The organism is Chromohalobacter moromii, from assembly GCF_023091865.1.
Classification (GTDB): Bacteria; Pseudomonadota; Gammaproteobacteria; order Pseudomonadales; family Halomonadaceae; genus Chromohalobacter; species Chromohalobacter moromii.
The window spans coordinates 389,784-411,870 of the sequence record NZ_JAHXDI010000004.1 but is presented as its reverse complement, the minus strand read 5'-3'; the positions used below and the strand labels follow the sequence as shown (position 1 = coordinate 411,870).

Sequence of the window (22,087 nt, the reverse complement as noted above, 5' to 3'; positions counted from 1 at the left end):
ACACGACATGACCATCATCAATTCCAACCTGCTCTTCCGCACCGGTCAACAGCATCGGGTACGCGCCAATAACAAGCTTGATTCAACGCTTGAGCGTCTTTCTGCGGGGTTGCAAAGCATTATAGAGTTATTTTCTCGGTAATGAGAAGTTTCTTGGCTAAATAACAGAAACAATCTTCCGCCACCTAGATTTCAATATTGCAAGCACCATACAAATGGCTACTCAACAATATATACTGCTCCATGAGAGAACAACCACTAACCTGGAGAAATCTTTTTTACGAGAACTTCCTAATAGCAAAGAGCTTTTAGAGCATATCAATTTGGAACACCCAGCCTATTCTAGTCGTCACAACATAAAATGTTTCCTTCAAGCCATTTTAAAATGGCTTGAAGGAGAGTCGACCTATAACATTAACATAAAAATTCCCAAAATCTAATTGAGGCATATTTTACAAGTTTCATGAGTCATGTAGTATATTATAAACCACATCAACCCTACTGCAACAAAAGCAGTAGACAGGCAGCCTACCTTTGCGCTTCCTGACGCTCTGGTTATACCCAGCGCCAACAAAAAGAAGAAGGCAATGGCTATAATTATAGGCATACAACAACCTCGCGACTACAGCTTATCGACTGCTTCTTTATCAGCTAGCAAAGAGTCATTTTCTTTATCAAACTCAGCGCTATGCTTTTTCTCTTCTACCAACAAAATATGACGATTATCATAACACCAACTGACGAACACGTCTTCCTTTAAGAGACTTCTGACTGGAAATGGCAAGAAGCTATAAACAAAACTCGAAACATCTTTAAACTTTTCTTCATCATTGATCAAGTTTTGAGTAATAGGCCCTGCAGCACTTACCCATATTTGAGTAACCCTAGGGAGCATATCATCCATGAAACCTTTCTTCTCAGAAGTGCTATTTACTTTCTCAACATCACTAGAAGAAGATATCTTATTTTTACTCTTCTTACCTAGTAAACCAAAGGCTTTTCCTTTTTTCTCCTTTTCATCTTTAACTTCTTCAAGCATCATCAGCAAAGATGCACCCTCTTGTAACATCAGGTACTCTTCACCTCCCTCAAGGACAAGAAGCTCTCCACATTCGATTTCACCAATCTCTTTATCATCGCCTTCGGAGTACACTACTGATGCATGACCACGCAATAAGATGCTAAAAACAAAAGGCTGCTTTTTTATATCTATGATGCCTGGCGTATCTATGACTGAGAGCCCATCTACAGGAGTGGCTACAAGACCTTCACTCAAGACACCCAATTCAAAATATTCCGACAAGCATACTTTTTTCATTTCCACCACCCATACTTTTAATAAATTTTTCAACAACTGAACGCCATAAATCATGAACTTCGACAAAGCGCCCATCTAATTAGTATCGGCTACTATCAAAAAATCTTTAACATTTTTTGCAAAATTACGAGCTAAAATACTCCAAGCACATCGATGTAGGGGCAGACTTATGAAGCCACGGGGCTTCGTTAAACCTACAGATTTTAGACTGAAGGCATTAGCAACAAGACAACGATTAAACGGTCACAGGGCGTCTTGGTGGCTTTCAAATTGTCATAGTTCCTTGCTTGCCGTAGCTCTCGAATGCTTTGTGGTATCAATATCTGACAGAATGAGATCAGATGGGTATTCCAACTCCATAGCTGCACAGGCAATAGCGCAGTTAGGCAAGGGAATGTTGACCATGCAATGCACTTGCATTACCTTCTCTATATGCCACTGCGTTGCCAACGAGCGGAGACCCATCATGAACACAGCCATTGAGGATGATTCCACCCTGACGGATCGCTACCAGACGACTGTGCCGGCATCAGTTCGACGTGCACTGAAGCTGAAGCGCCGCGACCGGATTCACTACACGGTCCGCCCCAATGGGGAGGTGGTGCTCTCCCGTGCCAGCGATGAGCCCAGCCAAGACCCTGTGATGGCTAGCTTCTTGGCATTCCTGGAACGCGATCTACAGGCGCATCCGGAGAATATTCGTCCTGTCGCTGCTGGCACCTTTGCTGAGGCTGAACGCCTGACGTCAGGCATCGAGGTAGACCTCGGTGAGGCACTACCAGAAGACGATGACGACGTATGAGCCCTCTGGTGATCAACGGGTGGACGATCTACGCACATCCACTCTTCCTGGCGCAGGTCGAGGCCCTGACCGACAAGGTAAAGCGACTACAAGCGAAAGACCCGGTGGGATACCGCACCAAACCCGCCACCAAACGTCTGGCAGCCATTGTTAAACTGGCCTTGAACGACATCCCACAGGATCCATCAGGCCCACAGTATCGACAGGGGAACACGCTCGGAACGGCTCATACCCATTGGCAACGGGCAAAATTCTACCAGCAGTACCGGCTATTCTTTCGTTACGACCTCGCCAGCAGAATACTCATCTATGCCTGGGTTAACGACGAATCCACCAAACGTGCCTATGGCAGCAAGTACGACGCTTATGCTGTCTTCAGCAAGATGCTCGAGAACGGTAACCCACCGGATAGCTGGGATAAGTTATGGAAAGCGGCTAGCAGTGAGGGCAAACGCATCCAAACGCTGTTGGGCTCGAACGCGTCACGATAAAAGGTGGCTAAAAACCATCGAGAACAAGCTCGCTCCCTCGAAAGCCGTACCCGGCCAGCTAGCATTTCCGCTTCGATAGCCTTCTAGGGAGAAGGGGTTCAAAAACTGGCGATCTCACAGGTATTGGCAATCGACAAGTGCTCGGCGTTTCACGCGCAAACCTTTACCGCCTATTCGCAGATGAGGGCGGTGTGACACGCTATATCCAGTGCCGCCGGCTGGCCGCCGCGCGGCGACGTCTCGAAGACCCGAGTGATCTAAACGGTATCGGCGAGATCGCCACGCAACACGGCTTTAACAACCCTGCGCATTTCTCGCACCGTTTTCGCGAGCTATTCGGTATTTCTCCCCGCGAGCTTCGGCATGGCACGCGTCAGCACTACTCCCGCGATCTCGAAAGTGGTACGGCCATGCTGGGGCCCATCTTCCGCCAGCTTGGTCGTTAGACTTTGTACGCATAAAGCTGCTTGCGCTTACCAGTTTTTCGTACATAGCCTTGCAATGAGTGACGACTTTTCCTTATATCTCTTTTTAGGGGCCTTTTCTTTTCTCTGCGTCTCAATACGCTCCGCCCCACTTGGTGAGAATCTTTTGCATTGTTACAACGTCCGGAAACCGGCACGGGTGCCCGGAACCCCCTCTATAGAGGGTTGACGCCAGCCCGCCGCCACGCAACGGGACTGAACGGACGCCACCATGAGCGATGCATATCGACTGGCCTGGAGCATTGGCCACGCGGAGGGGATGGATTTTTCAGCCAGGTACTTGTGCCGCACTAATAGGCATGTAGAATCGAGAAAGTTCATAAACAAAAATTACAAACTGTAACCAAAGATAAAAGAACAACAAGCATTATCTTTTAATCGGCATTCCATCCTACCCAATAAATAGCAGGTGCTCCATGCTAACTAATAATAGCTCTACAAACCACCCCGCCAATGTGCTGCGTTCCTTGCTCGCCAAGGAACATGCCATCACGATCTTTTCGAAAAAGACGACAAAGCCATTGTCCGCTGAGGTCATCAACCTCGACTTAGACACGGGACAGTTCGACCTAAGCGTCAACTACCATAAAAGCGACATCGACACTTATATTTATCAGGAGCATCTCTCCTTCGACATTGAAATTGAGAGCGGCACACAAGAAGACAAAACCGAGATATATAATTTCGAAAAAGTAAAAGCAAAAGTACTAAAAAAGGATACCGGAGTTTACGAAATAAAATGCCAGCTCGGGGAAGAGCTCTTCATTCAGGAGTCTCGCGGAGCGGTACGCATTCCCTTCATTCTAGGCATGAGTGCGAATGTCAATATAGAGGTATTCTCCGATGAGCTGACCATCAAGGGACGTTTGCGCAATATTTCCAATGGCGGCTGTATGATCGATATCGCGCTCGAAGATAGCCTGCCATTGTACGTCACTCAGCTACTGCCGAGCATCACCCTTGAATTCCCCAATGGTGAATATTTCTACTCGCAGGGTTCCATACGCCATATGCGACCATTCGGGAGTGAGGGCCATGCGGCCATCGGCATTCAATTCGTTGAAGTCCCTCGTGATATGGAAAATGTCTTATTCAGGCTGGTCTCGGAATCGGAGCGCGAGGCCGCACATCGCGCGGGAATGAACATGCGTGGCGTGGGCCCCTCGCCTTTATTTTTCCCGAGAAAGAAGGAAAACACTATCTTGAAGAGTGAGCAGCAAGCCAAGGCCGACGAGTCACACAACATGCCGCCCATGGTGAAAGGCGTTCGGGAAATCTCGCGCCAACTTCAAGCCGTGCTCATTTATATCAAGAACTGGAACTCCTTTCCTGAGGAAACGCTTTACGACTGCACCGATTCCCTTATTCACCTCGTACGGCAAAACCGTAAGGAGCTGCTGTACGCGCTTTCGTTCATTCGTGACCAGCCAGGATGGATACGGCATGCGATTCAGGTGGCTGGCTATTTTGCCGATATGCTGATCGCCCGAGATCCTCATTCGCCGTATCTTCGCGAAGTCATCGCCGGCACTTTGCTCCATACCATGGGCAAACCGCTACTCATGAGCGACAAACTACCCTCGCTGAAGACCAACATGACCCCTCAACAAAAGGAAATACTGAGCGGCCATGTCGACAAGCTGCTCGAAAAGATCGCGGAACTGGGCTGGCAGCCCAGCAAGGGGTGCCTGGATATCATTCAAAATGCCAACGAGCGTCTGGATGGCAGCGGTTACCCCAACGGCAAGACAGAAGCACAACTTTCCGAGATGGTGAAACAGCTATCGGTCATCAAGCTAATCAACAAGCTTACCAACGAGCGTAACAGTGTATCCCCACGCACACCGCTGGATGCATACCGCTGGGCACATGAGAATGGAGATAAGTATGAGCGAACGGTCATCATCGACTATATCCAGCAATATGGCTTATATCCCATTGGCAGTCTGGCTAAATTTTCCGGCGGATTTCTTGCGTGGGTAATGGATATCGACAACAAGGGGATGCCCAACAAGGTGCATGTCGTCAAGAATCTGGCATTCATCGACGCCAGTATCGACACGCATTTATCATCCAATGATTTCAGCCAGATCGGCAAGCTGGAGGGCACCGCCAACCCCAACGACTACTCGATCAGCCATAAACCATGAGCGGCGGTGAGCATCACCGTTCAAGAGGTCCATGGCCTGAAAAAAATGCTGACATAGCCTCAAGGCGCAGCGGCGTTTGCCGATAACTGGAAGGTGGGTATCGTCATTCAAACTTTTTGAATGCCTCACTCGCTGCGTATGACGCTTGCTCAGCAAGCCTTGGGCCAGCTTAGCTGGCCTTTTTTCTCGTCGTTTGTTTATGGCCTTACCTCACTAAAGGCAACGTCATGTCTTCTCCCCGTACCCAAATCACCGTTAATGAGCTGAATGACGAGATCGTGCCGCGCCTCGATCTGGTCGAGAAGTTGATCAATACGACCCTGGCGTCGCTCATCGAAGCCACCGAATCCGTCGAGGAACGCGAACGGCGCGAGGATCAAAAACGCCGTTTCGAGCTGATGCTGCTGTCCATTCGCATGAATGTCGCCAGTGTATCGCGCCGCCATGCGACGGTGATCCGCGCCGCTCAGAACGGCGACCGCACTGGCGGTTCTCTCTTGCAGTTGGATGAAAACGAGGCGATTGCCTTGGATAACGCACGGTCGTTGTACGATCAGGTCAAGGCGCATGCACGTTAATCACGTCACAGCGCGGATTATTGGTGGGATCAAAGCGCAATGGACGTTCGTACTTTAGGCGGGGGATACTTGATTTTTTCTTGTGATGCGTTAAACCTGCTGAACTTCTCTGAAAGTGGCTAGCACACCATGCGGACATTATTGCGCAGTCAAGTATTTCTCATCGTGCTATGGGGAGTGGCCATGGCGACCCTGCCTTACACGACGTACAAGATACTGCTCTTCCAGCGCCAGGCGCCGTCACTACTCAGCGCCCATTTTCCTGCATTGCTCGTTGCCAATATTGCCATGATCGTGCTCCTGGTCGGCCTATTGCTACTCGTCACCTCTGCTCATTTGCAGTTGCGCCAGGGCCGTTCGCGAGGCCGACCTGAAGCACCACCCTCAACGCCGCCTACCCCCAAACCCAAGTCGCGCTCTTCACGCTCGCCGCGTCCAAGGACCGACGCCCGCGCCGAGGCCACTACCGCAACCGGTCTGCAATTAGTCGAGATCGAAGCGGAGAGCCCGCTGCAGAGTCGTTTGCCCATTGGCGCCGTGGTCGAGTCGGTCAATGGTACGCCGGCGACATCGCTCGCAGCGGCGGAATCCGTTCTCAAACCGGGAGTCAATGAACTCGATTGGCTAGACGACGCCGGTAAGCGCAACATGGCCTATGTGATGGTGCACGATGGCAAGCTGCATGCCGAGTTTCGCCCCGTATGAATCCATCATTAAAGTTCGGCCTGACATGGCCGATAGATTCCCTGTAAAGACGCCACCCCGTTATTAAAAAGAAAAAGCGCGAGGCACCCGATGACTCATATCGGAACATTCATTACGGAATCCGACACCAGCATCCATGAAAAACTGACGCATGCCCTCGAAACGCTTCTCGAGCGCGACGCCCCTTTGCTAAAGGCATCGGCGACGGAGCGTTCGCTCTCCTTCCGCTTGGCCATGTACCTGCAACAGGCGTTTCCCGATTGGGATATCGATTGTGAATACAATCGCTGGACGGGCCCCTGCAAGCGCACTCGCCACATGACGAGCGTAACCAATACCGCCGATACCGATGCGCGTACCGCCTACCCCGACATCATCATTCATCACCGCGGAACCCACGAGAATCTCGCTGCCATCGAGGTGCAAAAAAGCACCAATAGCTTCGGTAAGCATCAGGACATCAAAAAGATTCAGGCTTACAAGCGCGATAGCAGCTTTCGGCATGCCTTCTTCGTCGACATCGGTGTCGGCGACGATGCCGGGCGCACGCACATCGACATGATGACGTGACCCGCTCGACACCGAGTGCTCTTAGGTTCTATTGAAAGAACCTGCTTCTCAAAAGCCTGTCTTTTCAAAGAAGTCTGCACTCGACAACAACAAGCGATAACAACGCAGGGGGACGCACATGTCGTCGAACATTCCTGAATTTCCCGTCAACAGCGGTCCCGCCACCGCCAACATCACCCCCAACCCGCTGAGCGGTCGCCAGCGACTGGACATGGCCCTGGCCCACATCCAGCCCGACAATGGCGCCCAGGGAGCCTCTGAATCATCGTCCTTGACCATGAGCGAGCTCGCCAAGCCCATCGATCGCGTCAACGACGTAATGCGCGCCTATAACGTCCAATTCGAGCTATCGGAATACGAGGGCCGGATCGTGACACGCATCGTCGACCGCGAAAGCCGAGAACTGATTCGTCAGATCCCCAGCGAGGAAGTGTTGCGCATCGCCGAAACCCTGGAGCAACGCCAAGGCCGGCTAGTCGACTGGGAAGTGTGATTCATGCCGCGCGTGGCGCATAGCCGATCCTGAAACCGCCCCAGTGCTCGCCGTTGATGAAGACCGGCACCGACAGGTCATGCATCACCTCACCGGTATCGCGCTTGTAGGTCTGCACCAGTAGCGTCTGGGTATGCGCCCCACAACGTCCGCCCGTAGCGTCGTCGAACAGGCGCTTGCTTCGCGAGAACTTGAGGTCGGTGGCGTAATCGCCGGTGGGTGGATGGCTGACATGGCGGTTGTGCGTGGGTACATAGCCTTGCCGGTCACAGAGAATGGCGTAGCTGGCGTCGAGTTCCGCCAGAAGCGGTTCCTGCAGGTCGGGCAGGTATTGGTCCATGAAGGGGTCGAAAGGCGTTCGATATAACGGCGGATTGGTGCCGGCAACTGGCGTATAGCCTTCGGAAAACAAAGCGCCGCGTTCGAGTTCACCGCGCTTGAGCGCCGCTTCACACAATGCGCCGATCCGGTCGGCGGTTTCTCGCGCACGCTTGAAGACTTGCTGATGACGCCCCGCCACGCGTTGCAAAGCCAGCTCGCCATCCACTGCCTCGGCCGCTTCCATCAGGGCTTTGGCCTCGCCGGCGAGGCCGTGCATGTCACGCGTGCCCGCATCGATCTGGGTTTCCAGCGTTCCCAAGGTGCCGGCGACCTCTTGAACGTTACCGTCGGTGTCACGCATGGCATCGGCGATATCCGCGATCTGCGCTTCCACGGTATCGAAGTCCTTGGACAGCCCCGCCAGGTGCGAGCCCACGGCATCGACCTCACGCGCCCGCTCGCCGACATGACGCATCAAGCCGCCCAGCGACTCGACGACATGGCGACTGCTATCGCCGATTTCCCCAACCAACGTTTCCACCTGCTGCGAGGCATCGCTACTGCGCCGCGCCAACGCCCTCACCTCCTCGGCAACGACCACGAAACCGCGACCGTGCTCGCCGGCACGCACCGCTTCGATGGAAGCGTTGAGCGAGAGTAGATGCGTCTGTTCGGCGATGGTGGCGATCATGCCGGTGACATCGCGTGCTTTGGCGCTGCGCTCGTTGAGAGTATCGAGCAGCTCAAGCGCTTCATCGGAGTGTGACGCCAGGGTGCGCATCTCGCGAATGACACCTTCCAGTGCGTCGCGGTTTTCCTGATTGCTGGTACGCGCCTGACCGGCGAGATCGGCTACATCGCGGGCACTGGACGAGACCCGCGCCACGGCCTCGGCGATTGCCCGCGTACGCGCGGTGGCATCGTTGACGATGCCTTTCTGCTCATTGAGTCGCCGATCCATGCGGTCAGCGTGATGCGAGACTTCCGCGGCCGCGATGGCCGTGCGGCTGGCACGGCCCACCAGACGATGCGCCATGCGTCTCAGCGAGAGATAATCACGCATCGCTCGCGAGAAACCACGCCCGCCGAATGCCTCGAGACGCTCGCCATCCGCACGGTATAGGCGCCCGGCGACGCCGCCCTTGGCTCCGAACCATCCTCCTGCCAGCATCGCGACGAGCACGCCTACCCCGCGCAGCCACCACGATGTACCGTCCAGCGCCAACCACATGCCCAGCGCTGCTCCCACAAGTGCCACGATGAAAGTGATCACGTGCATCCTGTTTCGCTCCGATTGAGGCTATTCCCCCTTTATATCGGCAATCAAACGCTCGACTGATTAGCACTTTGGATCAATCGACCAAGGATGTAGGGGGCGCCCCTATCGGCTTAGCGAGACGCCAGTCCATCCGCCTGTGTACCGCCTCGCACTTGCACACACGGCCCGCACGCCGCACCATTAGTAGCTATTAGAAACACTTCTAGCGTTATATCTTTTCGCTCAGAAACCTGACTTCCTTGCACATCAACGAGACCCGGATGCTCAAGCGTTACTTTCCCATCGTCGAGTGGCTACCAGGTTATGACCGCTACACGCTATCCCAGGATCTCTTCGCCGCCGTCATCGTCACCTTGATGGTCATTCCGCAAGCGCTGGCCTATGCCCTGCTCGCCGGGCTGCCGGCGGTGACGGGCCTTTACGCCAGCATGCTGCCGTTGGTGGCCTATACGGTCTTCGGCACCAGCCGTACGCTGGCGGTGGGCCCCATGGCGATCGTCGCCTTGATGACGGCCGCGGCGCTATCGGGCATCGTCGCCACGGGGACCGTCGCCTACAGCGAAGCCGCCGCAACACTGGCGTTCCTGTCTGGCGTCATGCTGATGCTGATGGGCGTCTTCCGGCTGGGCTTCTTCGCCAACTTCTTGAGCCACCCGGTCGTTTCCGGCCTGCTCAGCGCCTCGGGCGTGCTGATCGCTACCAGCCAGTTGGGCAACTTGTTGGGCATCTCGATGTCCGGGTTCACGCTGATCGAGCAGCTCGCCGGGCTGGCCACGCATTGGCAGGATTTCAACGGTCTGACGGCATTGATCGGTCTCGGCTCGCTGGCGTTTTTGATGGGGATGCGCCGCGCCGGCCCCACGCTGCGCCGCCTGGGCATGACCGCCACGTTGAGTGGCTTCATCACCAAGGCGGGGCCGATCATTGCGGTGATGATCTCGACCCTGCTGGTGTGGGCATTCGACCTGGAGGCGCACGGCGTCGCCGTGGTCGGCGAGATTCCGCGCCATCTACCGCCGCTCGCGCTGCCTTCGCTCGACCCGAGCCTGATCGGCACGCTGCTCATGCCGGCGTTTCTGATCAGCTTGGTGGGCTTTATCGAGTCGGTATCGCTGGCGCAGATGCTGGCCGCCAAGCGTCGCCAGCGCATCTCGCCCGACCAGGAGCTTTTCGCGCTAGGCGGCAGCAACCTCGCCGCCGCCTTGAGCAGTAGCATGCCGGTGACGGGCAGCCTATCGCGCACGGTGATCAACTTCGATGCCGGCGCGCGTACACCGGCCGCAGGCAGCTTCGCCGCGCTGGGCGTGGCACTGGTGACGCTCTATCTCACGCCGCTGATTCACTTTCTGCCTATCGCCACGCTCGCCGCCAGCATCATCGTCTCGACCTTCACGCTGCTCGATGCGCGCGGTCTCAAGCGTACTTGGCGTTATTCGAAGCGCGATTTCGCCGCCATGCTGGCGACCATCGTGCTGACCTTCGTCAGCGGCGTCGAAGTCGGCGTGATGGCCGGCGTGGGGCTGTCACTGGCATTGTTCCTGTATCGCACCAGCCGCCCACATAGCGCCTTGGTAGGCCGCGTCCCCGGTACCGAGCATTTCCGCAACGTCGAGCGCCACACCACCGAGCACGACCCCACCGTGGCACTGCTGCGCGTCGACGAGAGCCTGTACTTCGCCAACGCGCGTTACTTGGAAGACACCGTTTACGCCATGGTCGCCGAACGCCCGGCGCTGAAGCATGTCGTGTTGATCAGTTCGGCCGTCAACTTGATCGACGCCTCGGCGCTGGAAAGCCTGGAAGCGATCAACGCTCGCCTCGACGATTCACAGGTCAAACTGCATCTCGCCGAGGTAAAAGGCCCGGTGATGGACCAGCTCAAGCAAAGCGATTTTCTCGACCATCTCACCGGCGAAGTCTTCCTCAGCACATATCACGCCTGGGAAGCGCTACACGACGAGAAAACGGCCGTGAAACCGACGCGCGATACCTCGTCCTCCTAGCCTTCTACCAGCGCTTTCACCTTGTCGACGATATGCGCGCCGATGGGGATTGCCGAGGTGGCGGCGGGCGATGGCGCGTTGCAGACGTTGACACTGCGGCGCGTGTTGACGAACAGGAAGTCGTCGATCATCTTGCCGTCCTTGGCCACGGCTTGAGCGCGCACGCCTGCCGGGTACGGGCGCAGGTCGTCGCGGGTCAGGCGCGGACAGTACTTGCGCACTTCTTCCAGATAGCCGCCCTTGAAAAGCGAATTCTTCATCTCGTGAAGCCCCGGCTTGAGATTGGCTCGCAGCACCTTGCGAATGCCGGGATCGCCGGCCATCGCCGCCAAGTCGCCGAACGACACGTCGCGCTTGCGATACCCCTCGCGCTTGAAAGCCAGCACGGCATTCGGTCCCACGGTGACGCTACCGTCGATCATGCGCGTCAGGTGCACGCCGAGAAACGGCATCGACGGATCGGGAATCGGGTAGATCAGATGATTGACGATGCGATTGTGCTCGGGCGGCAATTGATAGTATTCGCCCCGGAACGGGCAAATCGTGAACTCGGGCGTGACGCCCAGCATGCACACCACGCGGTCCGCCATCAGTCCCGAGCATGAGACCAGGTGCCGTGTTGTGAACGTGCCCTGGCCGGTGGTGACCACGACTTCTTCGCTGCGCTCTTCGAGGGCCGTGACCGGCGCCGTGTAACGTACTTCGCCGCCGGCGTTCTGAAACATCTCGGCCATCTTCGCGGCGACCTGACGATAGTCGACGATGCCGCTGGCAGGCACGAAGATACCGCCCTGCCCAGTGATATTGGGCTCTCGCTCGCGGAGTTGGTCGGCGTCGAGCCATTCACGCTCCAGGCCATTGGCCGCGGTGCGCTCCCACAGCGCCTGCATGCGCTGCATTTCCACCTCATTGGTGGCGACCAGCAGCTTGCCGCAGTTGTCATAGGCGATGCCGTGAGTGTCGCAAAACGCCTTGGTGGCGCGATTGCCTTCCAGACAAAAACGCGCTTTGAGGCTCCCCGGCGTGTAGTAGACCCCGGCGTGGATCACCCCGCTGTTGTGGCCGGTCTGGTGATGCGCCGGGCCGCTTTCCTTCTCGACCAGCAATATACGCTTGTCGGGATAGGCCTCGATCAGTTGCATGGCGGTGGACATCCCCAGGATGCCGCCGCCGATGATGATGAAATCGTACACCGCGTTCTCGCTTGTCAGAGTCGAATCGTTACAGCCTGCGCAACGCCCGGTTGGCGTTCAAGACATCCCTCACTCATCGCGCACTCACTACTAACTCAGGCGTGCTTGGCCACTCAGGCGTGCTGGGCCACTCAGGTGTGCTTGGGGTTGGCGAGCGTCTGCTTGTGCGTGAAGTAACCGCGTTGGCGCATCAACTCGCGGCGGAGGTCGGGATGCGGCGTGAAGCGATCGCGCCCATGCAGCCAGAAGTGATTGTTGAGCAGCAGGAAGCTGCCGATGGGCACCGGCACGGACAGGCGCGCCGCGCTACTTTCCAGCGACTCGGAAAGATCGCACAGCCAGTTGCCCTCCTCGAAATCGCGCGGCTGCACGAACTGGTCGATGTAGGACATCACCGGACGCCCCTCGGCATCCACGTCGAACACGGCATGATAGACGTCCTTGCCGACGTTCTTGCTCGGCGGCGCCGCCCAGCGCATTTCGCGACGCGCCATGGGATGCGCGTGGAAACGCTCGAGATCCGCCCAATCGTCGAGATGCAACAACAGAGAATTGCCGCCCTGCATGTGCTGCTCGTCGATTTTCATCATCAACACGTAGTCGGTGTCCTGCTCGACGAAGGTGCCATCGTTATGCAGTTCCATCACGCGATGCGGTTGACGCAGATAGCTGTCGGATTCATCGACGTTCTTGACCACGAAGCGCGCGTAATACTGCCCGCTCATGGCATCGAAGTTGGAGCGCCCGATGCAATGCGCCACCGCCGTGGCCACCTTCACCATGTCATCGGCCTGCGCCACTTCATCGAGCCCTTCCGGCGTTACCAGCAGCCCACCGGTAGCACGATCCACCAGCGTATCCACCAGCCACGGTTTGAGCGTATTGGCGCATAGATCGTCGAGGATTTTAGCCACACGAAAGCGCAGCATCGATTTGTACTCCAGCGCCTGAATCGGCCATTCGGCGGTGGCGTCGAGGAAAGCACGCACGGTCGCGGCGTCCAGGGTTAGCTGTAACAAGCGTGGCGATTGTGCGGAAGGCGCGGCGCTGAATCCCTGAGGAGCGCGATCGGCAAGCGTATTAAGGGCCGTCATGGGCGATCTCCGTGTTGTTTTAGATGCTTATAAAAATATCTACATTTTTATAAAACGTCAAAATTACACCCATGCATCGACGCAAGAACATTCCCCGCCTCTGGTGACGTCCGGTATCATGGCGCTCACATATCTGCTGGAACTGCCCCATGACCCGTGCTTCGCCGCGCCCTAATCTCGCCATCGGCGCGTATCGACATCTCAAACGCGACATCATCCGCGGCGTCTACACGCCGGGCGAAAAGTTGCGCATGAGCGATCTGAAGACACGTTACGATCTTGGCGTGGGACCCATGCGCGAGGCTCTGTCGCAACTCGTCAGCGAGCGTCTGGTGACGGCGGTGAGTCAACGCGGCTATCGCGTCGCCGAGATGTCGATCAAGGAACTCGAGGACCTCTACGACGCACGCGCACAACTGGAAGGCTTGGTACTGGAGCTGGCCATCGCCCGGGGCGGCGATGACTGGGAAGCACAGATCCTGGCTAAAGCGCATGCCTTGAGCAAGGTCGTGGAAGTGCATAGCGCCGACGAGATGCTGGATATCTGGGACACCCGTCACCAGGCCTTTCACGGCGCCATCGCGGCGGGCTGCGACTCGCCGCACTTGCTGCAGACGCGAGCCTGGCTATTCGATCAAGCCGAACGCTACCGCCATCTATGGCTGTGCCAAACCGTGTTCTCCGCGGAGGCGCTTGACGCCAAGCGCCGCGAGCATGCGGCGCTGACCGACGCCATCCTCGCCCGCGACGCAGCAAAAGCCTGCACGATGATGCGTGAGCATCTAATGACGCCGGTACCGATCATCAAAGAGGTATTAAGTGAACAGGGGCTCGTATAAATCCTTGAGTCGACCACGACCGTGCACTGCGCGATCGTACGTCGAATAGCCACACGATAGCCCCTCGCACCTGGCCGCAATGTTCTGATCCGAATTTCGATTTTTCACATCGACTCGCTTTTTCACTGACGAACCCTAGCCGCGAACGGGTTTTAGCGCTATCAGACCGAATCCCGCCCCATATGGCCGTCCTCAGCTATAACCCGAAATAGCGTCTACTACTTTTTGCCTAATTAAAAATGTTCGAATCCGAGCCACAATGATCTAACTCGAACACTGGTGAGCGGATCCGAACATGCGCAACGAAACCTACGACCTGATTGTCATCGGCGGCGGCATTAACGGTGCAGGCATCGCACGTGATGCTGCAGGCCGTGGACTTTCGGTGCTCGTCGTCGAGGCGGACGATCTCGCCAGCCACACGTCATCGGCGTCGACCAAGCTGATCCACGGTGGCTTGCGTTATCTAGAGCAATACGAATTCAAGCTCGTGGCCAAAGCCCTCTCCGAGCGCGAGATACTGCTCAAGGCCGCGCCGCATATCATCTGGCCGATGCGCTTCATCCTGCCTCACCAAAAACACCTGCGGCCGGCCTGGATGATCCGAGTCGGGCTCTTCATGTACGACCACCTGGGTGGACGACAGACGCTAGCAGGCTCCCATGGCGTCAAGTTCGCCGATCATCCGGCCGGGACACCACTGAAACCCGAGTTCACCAAGGGCGTCGTGTACTCGGACGCCTGGGTACAGGATGCCCGACTGGTGGTGCTCAACTGCATGGACGCGGCCAGTCGTGGTGCTTGCATCATGACGCGCACGCGTGCCGAGACTGCCGTACGCAGTCATGACGGTTGGACTATCACCCTGCGTACCGCCGCAGGCGATACGTTCCAGGTCGCCGCTCGCGGGCTGGTCAATGCGGCCGGGCCCTGGGCGGTGCGTTTTCTCGACGAGGTCGCCTCCCAGGATCACCCGTATTCGCTGCGCCTGATCAAGGGCAGTCATATCGTCGTCAATAAGCTGTTCGACCACGACTACGCCTATATCTTCCAGCAACCCGATGGCCGCATCGTGTTCGCCATTCCCTACGAGCGCGATTTCACGCTCATCGGGACGACCGATGTCGAGCATGAGGGCGCCCCCGGCGATACCGCCATCGAGGAAGATGAGATCGGCTATCTATGCGAGGCGGCCAATCGCTATTTCGAACGGCCTATCGGGCCCGACGATGTCGTCTGGAATTACTCCGGTGTGCGCCCCCTTCTCGATGATCGTGAGGACAACGCCAGCGAGATTACCCGCGATTACCGCATTCAGCTCGATACCTCCGGCGGCGCCCCACTGCTCAACGTCTTCGGCGGCAAGCTGACGACCTATCGACGGTTGGCTGAGGACGCCGTCGATCAATTGGCACCTGAGCTCGGCAACCAGGAAAAAGCCTGGACCGGTAAAGGTCATCCGCTGCCCGGCGGTGAAGAAGCGAAACCACAGCACCTGTTCAAGTCGCTACAGGCCAGTCACCCCTTCATTCCACTGGGCATGGCCAATCGCATGGTCTTCAACTACGGCACACGGGTCACGAACATCGTCGGCGATGCAAAAAGTCTGGACGACCTGGGTGAGCATTTTGGTGCCGACCTGTATGCCGCCGAAGTCGATTACCTGCGCGATCACGAATGGGCGCGCACGGCCGAGGACATTCTCTGGCGGCGATCCAAGCTGGGGCTGCGTCTCAATGACAGCGAACGGCGCCGACTCGCCGACTATCTCGACCGTTCCTTAGCTGAACCGACTAACGCCGGTCCAACTACTTAAAACTCACCTAAGGACTTAGCAACGCACCCAGCCGTCGTGAATAACGACCCAAACCCAACTGCCATCGATGTGGGTGGCGCAACAAAGAGGAGGAACACCATGACTCGCCAACCCATTGCTCATATTCCCATCGATATTGCAGGACATGCGTATCCCGCCTTATTCGACCGTAACACTCATTACCGCAAGGCATATTCATGGGAATCGTAGAAACGATACTGGTCCACGAGATCGCTGGCACAGCGTTCCTGACACTACTGGGTTGCGGCGTAGTGGCCAATGTCCTATTGAACAAGACGAACGGTAACGGCAGCGATGGCATCGTGATCTTCTTCGGTTGGGGGCTTGCCGTGTTCTGCGGTGTGTATGTCGCCTACGATACCGGTGCGCATCTCAATCCAGCCGTGACACTCGGTTTGCTCATTGGCCCGGCCAAAGAGTATGCCGAAGGCATTCCGATCAATCTCGTCACGACCGCCACCTATTTAGTGGCCGAATTCATCGGTGGTTTTCTAGGGGCCGTCATTTGCTATCTGGCCTACAAAAAACAGTACGATGACACGGAAGATAGCGCGCTCAAACTGGCCACTTTCTCCACGGCACCGACCATCCGTTCCTATGGTTGGAATCTGCTCAGCGAGATCATCGGCACCTTCGTGCTGATCTTCGTCATCATCATGTTCGGTCACACACCGTCCGGCCTCGGGCCTTTGGCGGTCGCCCTATTGGTGGTCTCGATCGGCGCTTCGTTGGGCGGGACGACGGGGTATGCCATCAATCCGGCGCGCGATCTCGGCCCGCGCATTGCCCACGCCATACTGCCCATCCAGAACAAGGGCTCTAACGACTGGCGCTATGCCTGGGTGCCAGTGGTCGGCCCTGTCATCGGCAGCACTTTGGCGGCGCTTGTGGCTTACGCCTACTAATCGTCCAGATTGATCGGTTTTTTGTAACGAACACGAGGAGTGACCTTCCATGAGCAATGAAAAGAAATACATACTCGCGATCGACCAAGGCACGACCAGCTCCCGCGCCATGCTGTTCGACCACGACGGCCAGATCGCCGGCATCGCCCAACGCGAGTTCGAGCAGATCTTCCCGCAACCGGGCTGGGTGGAGCACAACCCGCGCGACATCATGACCAGCGTGCTGACGACGCTGACCGAGGTGATCAATAACACGCAGGTCGATGTCTCGGAAATTGCTGGGATCGGCATCACCAACCAGCGTGAAACCACCGTCGTCTGGGACAAGCACACCGGCCAGCCGGTCTATAACGCCATCGTCTGGCAATCACGTCATTCGGCCGAGATCTGTGATGAGTTGCGTGAAGCCGGGCATGCGGAGATGGTCCGCGACAAGACCGGGCTGGTCATCGATGCGTATTTCTCGGGCACCAAACTCAAGTGGATCTTCGATAATGTCGAAGGCGTCAAAGAAAAAGCCGACAACGGCGACCTGCTGTTTGGCACCATCGACTCCTGGCTCGTCTGGAACCTGACCGGCGGCAAGGTGCATGTCACCGACGTGACCAATGCGTCGCGCACCATGATGTTCAACATCCGCACTCGCCAATGGGACCCGGAACTCCTCGAGCTGTTCGGCGTACCCGAATCGATGCTGCCCGAGGTCAAATCCAGCAGTGAAGTCTATGGCAAGGTGCTGCCGAAATATTTCTTCGGCAATGAACTGCCGATCGCCGGCATGGCCGGTGACCAGCAAGCCGCCCTGTTCGGCCAGGCCTGCTTCAAACCCGGCATGGCCAAGAACACCTATGGCACGGGCTGCTTCACGTTGATGAATACCGGCCCGGAAGCCACGGCCTCTGAAAATGGGCTGCTCACGACCGTGGCCTGGGAGATAGACGGGCAGCTCGAATACGCCCTCGAGGGCAGCGTGTTCGTGGCCGGTTCAGTGATCCAGTGGCTGCGCGACGGCTTGCGCATGCTGGGCAAGTCGTCTGATTCAGAAGCCTATGCCGAGCGCGCCGGTGACAACGACGGCGTCTACCTCGTACCGGCGTTCACCGGGCTGGGCGCCCCCTACTGGGACTCCAACGTCCGCGGCGCGATGTTCGGCCTGTCGCGCGGCACGAGCAAGGAGCATTTCATCCGTGCGGCGGTGGAATCCATGGCCTACCAGAGCGCAGACGTCCTCCATGCCATGCAGGCCGATGCCGATCTCGAGCTTACCGAACTGCGGACCGACGGTGGCGCCATCGCCAACGATTTTCTCGCCCAGTTTCAGGCCGACATTTTGGGTGTGGATGTGCTGCGTTGCGCGGTCAATGAAACCACCGCACTGGGCGCCGCCTACCTGGCCGGCCTCGCGCTGGGATTCTGGGAGTCGCGCGAACAAATTTCCAAGCAATGGGCCATAGATCACCGCTTCACGCCCAAGATGAGCGTGGAAAAGCGCGACGAGCTCTATGAGGGCTGGAAGCGTGCCGTCCAAGCGACCATGGGCTTTCATGTCGCCTCATAAGACGCCGTTGCCGCGCTTATAGCCATAGCTGAACGTGTCATAGTCAAAGCACTAACGCCCTATCGCAATGCGGTAGGGCGTCGCGGCGATGGGCGAACATCAGCGCGGTACGCCCATCGAGCCAGGTGTCGAGCCGCTCGGCGACCGTCGTCGCCGTAGTGGCGTCCAGCCCCGCCAGCGGTTCGTCGAGCAACACCAGCGGCGCATCGCGCAGAATGACTCGAGCCAGCGCCACGCGGCGTGCTTGCCCACCGGAAAGCTGGCGCCCGGCTTCGCCGACCCAGGTGTCGAGTCCGTGCGGCAGTTCGCGTGCCCAACCCTCCAGATCGACGATCCATAGCGCCTGCCACAGGGCACGTTCGACGGCCGCTTCATCCAGGTCGTGCTCAACCGGCAACCCCAGGCGCAGGTTGTCAGCCAGCGAGGCATGAAAAAGCTCGGTGTGCTGGGTCAGATAGGCGAGCCGCGAACGCAATGCCTGCGGCGCCAGGCTGCGTAGATCCTGCCCCGCCAGTTGCACGCTGCCCGCATCGGGATCGAAGGCCCGGACGACGAGTTGGGCAAGGCTCGACTTGCCGCTGCCCGAAGGGCCCAGCACGGCGACACGCTCGCCGGCCGCCACGTGTAGATTGACGTCTTCGAGCGCAGGCGTAGTCCCCATGCCCGGATAACGCAGCGTCACCGCCTCGAAGGTGAGTGACGGCGCCTCGACGCTAGCCAGGGAGATCCCGCCTTCGTCACTCGCAGGCGCCGCCGCCTCGGCATTGAGCCGCGCGGCAGCCGTACGCGTAGCCCCCAATTGCACGAAGGCGCCCGGCAGCATGGCGAGTCCTTCATTCAGCGCCAGCACCGCCAATGGCAACATGCTGGCCACGGGCGCCGAGAGCTTGCCCGCGGCGAACGCGAGCAGCGCCAAACATAGAATCGCCACGGCAGCGCCTTGCACGGTCACGGTGACTAGCGCATTACCCAGCGCGGCGCGTCGTCCCAGGCGCCGCTGATCGTCGAGCAACGTCCGCTGCTCGCGCTCCACCCTCGCTCGGTGGGCGCCGAGTACGCCAAAGGTGCGCAGCTCGGCAAGACCCTGAAGATGCTCCAGGGCACGAACGCGCAGGCGTTCCAAGGTCTCGACGCGCCGTGCGCTAGGACCGCTTCCCGCCACCGCCATGCCCAGCGTGACGATCCCCCATAACGGCAGCATGATCGCCAGCAGCACGCCGCCGAACGCGGGCATCGCCAGCGCCAGGATACCGCTGACCACGAGAACTGCGAGCAGTCCCACCAACGGCGGCGCCAGCAAGCGCAGATAGAGATTGTCGAGCGCATCGATATCGGCGGTCAGCCGGTTGAGCCATTCGCCGGCGCGGTAACGCGCCAATTCACGGCCCGAGAGCCGTGACAAGCCGGCAAAGGTCCGCCCGCGAATATCCGCCAGCAGGCGCAGCACGGTATCGTGGTTATAAAGTCGCTCGGCGTAACGTGCGGCGGTGCGCCCCACGGCGAAGAAACGAATGCCGCTACCCGGCGTGAAGACATTGATCGTCGCCGCGCCGCCCGCCGCGAGCGTCATCCCGGTCAGCGCGGTCGCGGTGATGAACCATCCCGATAGCGTCAGCAACCCGATGGCGAACAGCAGCGTCGCCAGCATCAGCAACGCCCCGATCAGCAAGCGTGTACGCCGCTCGCCCATCAGGCGCAACCATGGGCCCAGCGCCTTTACCGTAGCCCCTTTCATGATGATGGACTCCTTCATGACAAGGCCTCCGACGATGCCGGTACATCCTGTGAATGCAGCTGCCCCGCCTCGAGACGCAACACGCGGTCGGCCATGCCCATGACGGCCGGATGGTGCGTGGCGATGACCAGGGTGCGGCCTTGTGCGGCCAGTTGCGTCAGCCCCTCGATCACGCGTTGCTCGTTGTCAGGGTCGAGGCTGGCCGTGGGTTCGTCGAGCAGCACCAAGGGCGCATCGCTGAGAAACACCCGCGCCAGCGCCAGGCGGCTGGCCTGCCCGCCGGAAAGCCCCAGGCCGCGCTCCCCGAGAGACGTGTCGAGCCCTTCGGGCAAAGCGCTCAGCAAGTCACCGAGCTGTGCCGCGATCAACGCCTCGCGCAATCGGTCGTCACTGGCATCGGGCGCGACCAGGCGCAGATTCTCGGCCAGCGTGCCCTGCATCAAGAACGGACGTTGATCGAGCCAAGCCACGCGTGTCTTCGAACGCAGCACGACCTCGCCCGCCTCGGCATCGACGAAACCGGCGAGCACCTGTAGCAATGTCGACTTACCGGTGCCCGAGGGACCGACCAGCGCCACCACCTCGCCATCGTCGATATCGAGATCGAGCGGCCCCAGCACCCGGCCGCGTCCGGCATGCGCCACACTGACATCGGTCAGGCGCGCCCGCAGTGGCACCGTGTCGTCATGCCCACTGTTTAGAGCCTCCATTCGCGGGCCCTGTGGTGGCGTCTGCGCCAGCAGTGTGCGTAAGCCCTCGGCAGCGCCCAGGGCACTGGCGCGGTCGTGATAATGTTGGGCCAGCAAGCGCAGCGGCTGGAAGAAGTCCGGCGCCATGAACAACAGGAACAAACCGCTGAACAGCGTCAGTTGATCGGCGGGACCGAACTGGATGTAGCCCAGCAAGCCGAAGCCGATGTAGATGGCGATCACCGCAATCGACACCGAGGCGAAGAACTCCAGCACTGCCGATGAGAGAAACGCCACGCGCAGCGTTTTCATGTTGCGCCGCCGGTAGTCGTCGGCCACCGCGGTGACCTCTTCGGTGGCCTGACGGGTGCGCCCGAATAGCTGCAAGGTGGTCAACCCGCGCACACGGTCGAGAAAATGCCCGGCGAGACGCGTCATGGCCTGGAACTGCTGCTCGTTCAAGCGCTGGGCGCCCATGCCGATCAACGCCATGAAAAGCGGAATCAACGGCGCCGCGATCAAGAAGAACGACGCTGCCAACCAGTCCAGCGAAAACGCCACGCCGAGAAAGATCAGCGGCAGCACCACCGCCAGCGTGGCCTGGGGCACGTAACGCGCGATATAGCCTTCCAGCGCCTCGACCTGATCGACCAGTTGTGCGGTACTCCCGGCGCTATGCCGCTCGGCGAGATGCACCGGCCCCAGCGCCGCGAGTTGATCGAGCACTTGGGCGCGCACGCGTGCCTTGACGCGCAGCCCAGCTTCCAGACCGCTGGTTTCCTGCAGCCACTGCGCGAGCCCGCGCACGATCACCGCGCCCGCCAACGCCGCCGCATAGGGCCATAGCGTCACCAAGGGCGTGTCGTGGATCACGACAGAGCTGATCAACCATGCCATCAGGCCGAGTTGCGCGAGTGTCGCGAGCCCACCGATGACACCAGCGGCGATGGCCAGGCTCAACCAGCCGCGCACCTCACGGGATTGCGCGGCCAGCCATTGGCGCGACGCGCGCGCCGAGGTTTGGGCTTGAGATCGAGACACG

The 22,087-nt window shown here is 58.3% G+C and carries 20 protein-coding genes; 14 read left to right on the top strand and 6 right to left on the bottom strand.

The genetic code is table 11. The features are described 5' to 3' along the window. Nucleotides 1–7: 7 nt before the first annotated feature. A complete protein-coding gene (locus KZO83_RS16370; protein ID WP_261505793.1) occupies nucleotides 8–142 on the top strand; it encodes a hypothetical protein in 135 nt (44 codons plus the stop codon). A 480-nt stretch (nucleotides 143–622) separates the two neighbouring features. On the opposite strand, the gene KZO83_RS14880 is transcribed toward KZO83_RS16370, so the two are convergent. Continuing rightward, complete coding sequence (locus KZO83_RS14880; RefSeq protein WP_247621326.1) at nucleotides 623–1,372, bottom strand: hypothetical protein; 750 nt, start codon at nucleotides 1,370–1,372, stop codon at nucleotides 623–625. 412 nt (nucleotides 1,373–1,784) lie between these two features. On the opposite strand from KZO83_RS14880, the gene KZO83_RS14875 reads away from it, so the two are divergent. The 8 genes from KZO83_RS14875 to KZO83_RS14840 all read left to right on the top strand — a co-directional run bounded on the left by KZO83_RS14875 (nucleotide 1,785) and on the right by KZO83_RS14840 (nucleotide 7,592). Continuing rightward, entirely contained in the window at nucleotides 1,785–2,120 is a 336-nt protein-coding gene (locus KZO83_RS14875; protein ID WP_247621325.1) for a type II toxin-antitoxin system PrlF family antitoxin, read from the top strand. Next, nucleotides 2,117–2,611 carry a type II toxin-antitoxin system YhaV family toxin gene (locus KZO83_RS14870; RefSeq protein ID WP_247621324.1) on the top strand — a complete coding sequence of 165 codons (495 nt, stop codon included), beginning with the start codon at nucleotides 2,117–2,119 and terminating at the stop codon, nucleotides 2,609–2,611. Before KZO83_RS14875 ends, KZO83_RS14870 begins: the two co-directional genes overlap by 4 nt. A 137-nt stretch (nucleotides 2,612–2,748) precedes the next feature. After that, nucleotides 2,749–3,057 (top strand): helix-turn-helix domain-containing protein, encoded by a 309-nt coding sequence (locus KZO83_RS14865; RefSeq protein WP_261505794.1) that lies wholly within the window; start codon nucleotides 2,749–2,751, stop codon nucleotides 3,055–3,057. Between the two features lie 455 nt (nucleotides 3,058–3,512). Further along, nucleotides 3,513–5,246: a PilZ domain-containing protein gene (locus KZO83_RS14860; RefSeq protein ID WP_247621322.1), complete on the top strand. Its 1,734-nt coding sequence runs from the start codon at nucleotides 3,513–3,515 to the stop codon at nucleotides 5,244–5,246. A 227-nt stretch (nucleotides 5,247–5,473) separates the two neighbouring features. Beyond that, nucleotides 5,474–5,824 carry a hypothetical protein gene (locus tag KZO83_RS14855; RefSeq protein ID WP_247621321.1) on the top strand — a complete coding sequence of 117 codons (351 nt, stop codon included), beginning with the start codon at nucleotides 5,474–5,476 and terminating at the stop codon, nucleotides 5,822–5,824. A 183-nt stretch (nucleotides 5,825–6,007) separates the two neighbouring features. Next, entirely contained in the window at nucleotides 6,008–6,529 is a 522-nt protein-coding gene (locus KZO83_RS14850; RefSeq protein WP_247621320.1) for a hypothetical protein, read from the top strand. Nucleotides 6,530–6,619: 90 nt separating this feature from the next. Then, a complete protein-coding gene (locus tag KZO83_RS14845; protein WP_052444947.1) occupies nucleotides 6,620–7,099 on the top strand; it encodes a hypothetical protein in 480 nt (159 codons plus the stop codon). Nucleotides 7,100–7,217: 118 nt separating this feature from the next. After that, on the top strand, nucleotides 7,218–7,592 hold the full coding sequence (locus tag KZO83_RS14840) for a flagellar protein FlaG (protein ID WP_247621319.1): 375 nt from the start codon (nucleotides 7,218–7,220) through the stop codon (nucleotides 7,590–7,592). A 1-nt stretch (nucleotide 7,593) separates the two neighbouring features. Here the strand turns inward: KZO83_RS14840 and KZO83_RS14835 are convergent, their stop codons facing one another. Further along, nucleotides 7,594–9,192 (bottom strand): methyl-accepting chemotaxis protein, encoded by a 1,599-nt coding sequence (locus KZO83_RS14835; protein WP_040241395.1) that lies wholly within the window; start codon nucleotides 9,190–9,192, stop codon nucleotides 7,594–7,596. Nucleotides 9,193–9,452: 260 nt separating this feature from the next. Here KZO83_RS14835 and KZO83_RS14830 point away from each other — a divergent pair, with 260 nt between their 5' ends. Further along, nucleotides 9,453–11,195 carry a SulP family inorganic anion transporter gene (locus tag KZO83_RS14830; protein WP_247621318.1) on the top strand — a complete coding sequence of 581 codons (1,743 nt, stop codon included), beginning with the start codon at nucleotides 9,453–9,455 and terminating at the stop codon, nucleotides 11,193–11,195. On the opposite strand, the gene lhgO is transcribed toward KZO83_RS14830, so the two are convergent. After that, the gene (gene lhgO, locus KZO83_RS14825) at nucleotides 11,192–12,388 is read right to left on the bottom strand and encodes an L-2-hydroxyglutarate oxidase (RefSeq protein WP_247621317.1); all 1,197 of its coding nucleotides are present in this window, start codon (nucleotides 12,386–12,388) and stop codon (nucleotides 11,192–11,194) included. The genes KZO83_RS14830 and lhgO overlap by 4 nt on opposite strands. A 131-nt stretch (nucleotides 12,389–12,519) precedes the next feature. Continuing rightward, complete coding sequence (gene glaH / locus KZO83_RS14820) at nucleotides 12,520–13,482, bottom strand: glutarate dioxygenase GlaH (RefSeq protein ID WP_247621316.1); 963 nt, start codon at nucleotides 13,480–13,482, stop codon at nucleotides 12,520–12,522. A 149-nt stretch (nucleotides 13,483–13,631) separates the two neighbouring features. On the opposite strand from glaH, the gene csiR reads away from it, so the two are divergent. The 4 genes from csiR (at nucleotide 13,632) to glpK (ending at nucleotide 18,621) form a co-directional block, all read left to right on the top strand. Further along, a complete protein-coding gene (csiR, locus tag KZO83_RS14815; RefSeq protein WP_247621315.1) occupies nucleotides 13,632–14,321 on the top strand; it encodes a DNA-binding transcriptional regulator CsiR in 690 nt (229 codons plus the stop codon). A 295-nt stretch (nucleotides 14,322–14,616) separates the two neighbouring features. Next, a complete protein-coding gene (gene glpD / locus KZO83_RS14810) occupies nucleotides 14,617–16,137 on the top strand; it encodes a glycerol-3-phosphate dehydrogenase (protein WP_247621314.1) in 1,521 nt (506 codons plus the stop codon). Nucleotides 16,138–16,334: 197 nt separating this feature from the next. Beyond that, nucleotides 16,335–17,063, top strand: coding sequence for an MIP/aquaporin family protein (locus tag KZO83_RS14805; protein WP_247621313.1), 729 nt, complete (start codon nucleotides 16,335–16,337; stop codon nucleotides 17,061–17,063). Between the two features lie 49 nt (nucleotides 17,064–17,112). Next, on the top strand, nucleotides 17,113–18,621 hold the full coding sequence (glpK, locus tag KZO83_RS14800; protein ID WP_247621312.1) for a glycerol kinase GlpK: 1,509 nt from the start codon (nucleotides 17,113–17,115) through the stop codon (nucleotides 18,619–18,621). A gap of 43 nt (nucleotides 18,622–18,664) precedes the next feature. On the opposite strand, the gene cydC is transcribed toward glpK, so the two are convergent. Together cydC and cydD are read right to left on the bottom strand one after the other, a co-directional pair. Continuing rightward, a complete protein-coding gene (gene cydC, locus KZO83_RS14795) occupies nucleotides 18,665–20,374 on the bottom strand; it encodes a thiol reductant ABC exporter subunit CydC (RefSeq protein ID WP_247621311.1) in 1,710 nt (569 codons plus the stop codon). Further along, nucleotides 20,371–22,086 carry a thiol reductant ABC exporter subunit CydD gene (cydD, locus tag KZO83_RS14790; RefSeq protein WP_247621310.1) on the bottom strand — a complete coding sequence of 572 codons (1,716 nt, stop codon included), beginning with the start codon at nucleotides 22,084–22,086 and terminating at the stop codon, nucleotides 20,371–20,373. The genes cydC and cydD overlap by 4 nt, the downstream gene beginning before the upstream one ends. Nucleotide 22,087 lies beyond the last annotated feature (1 nt).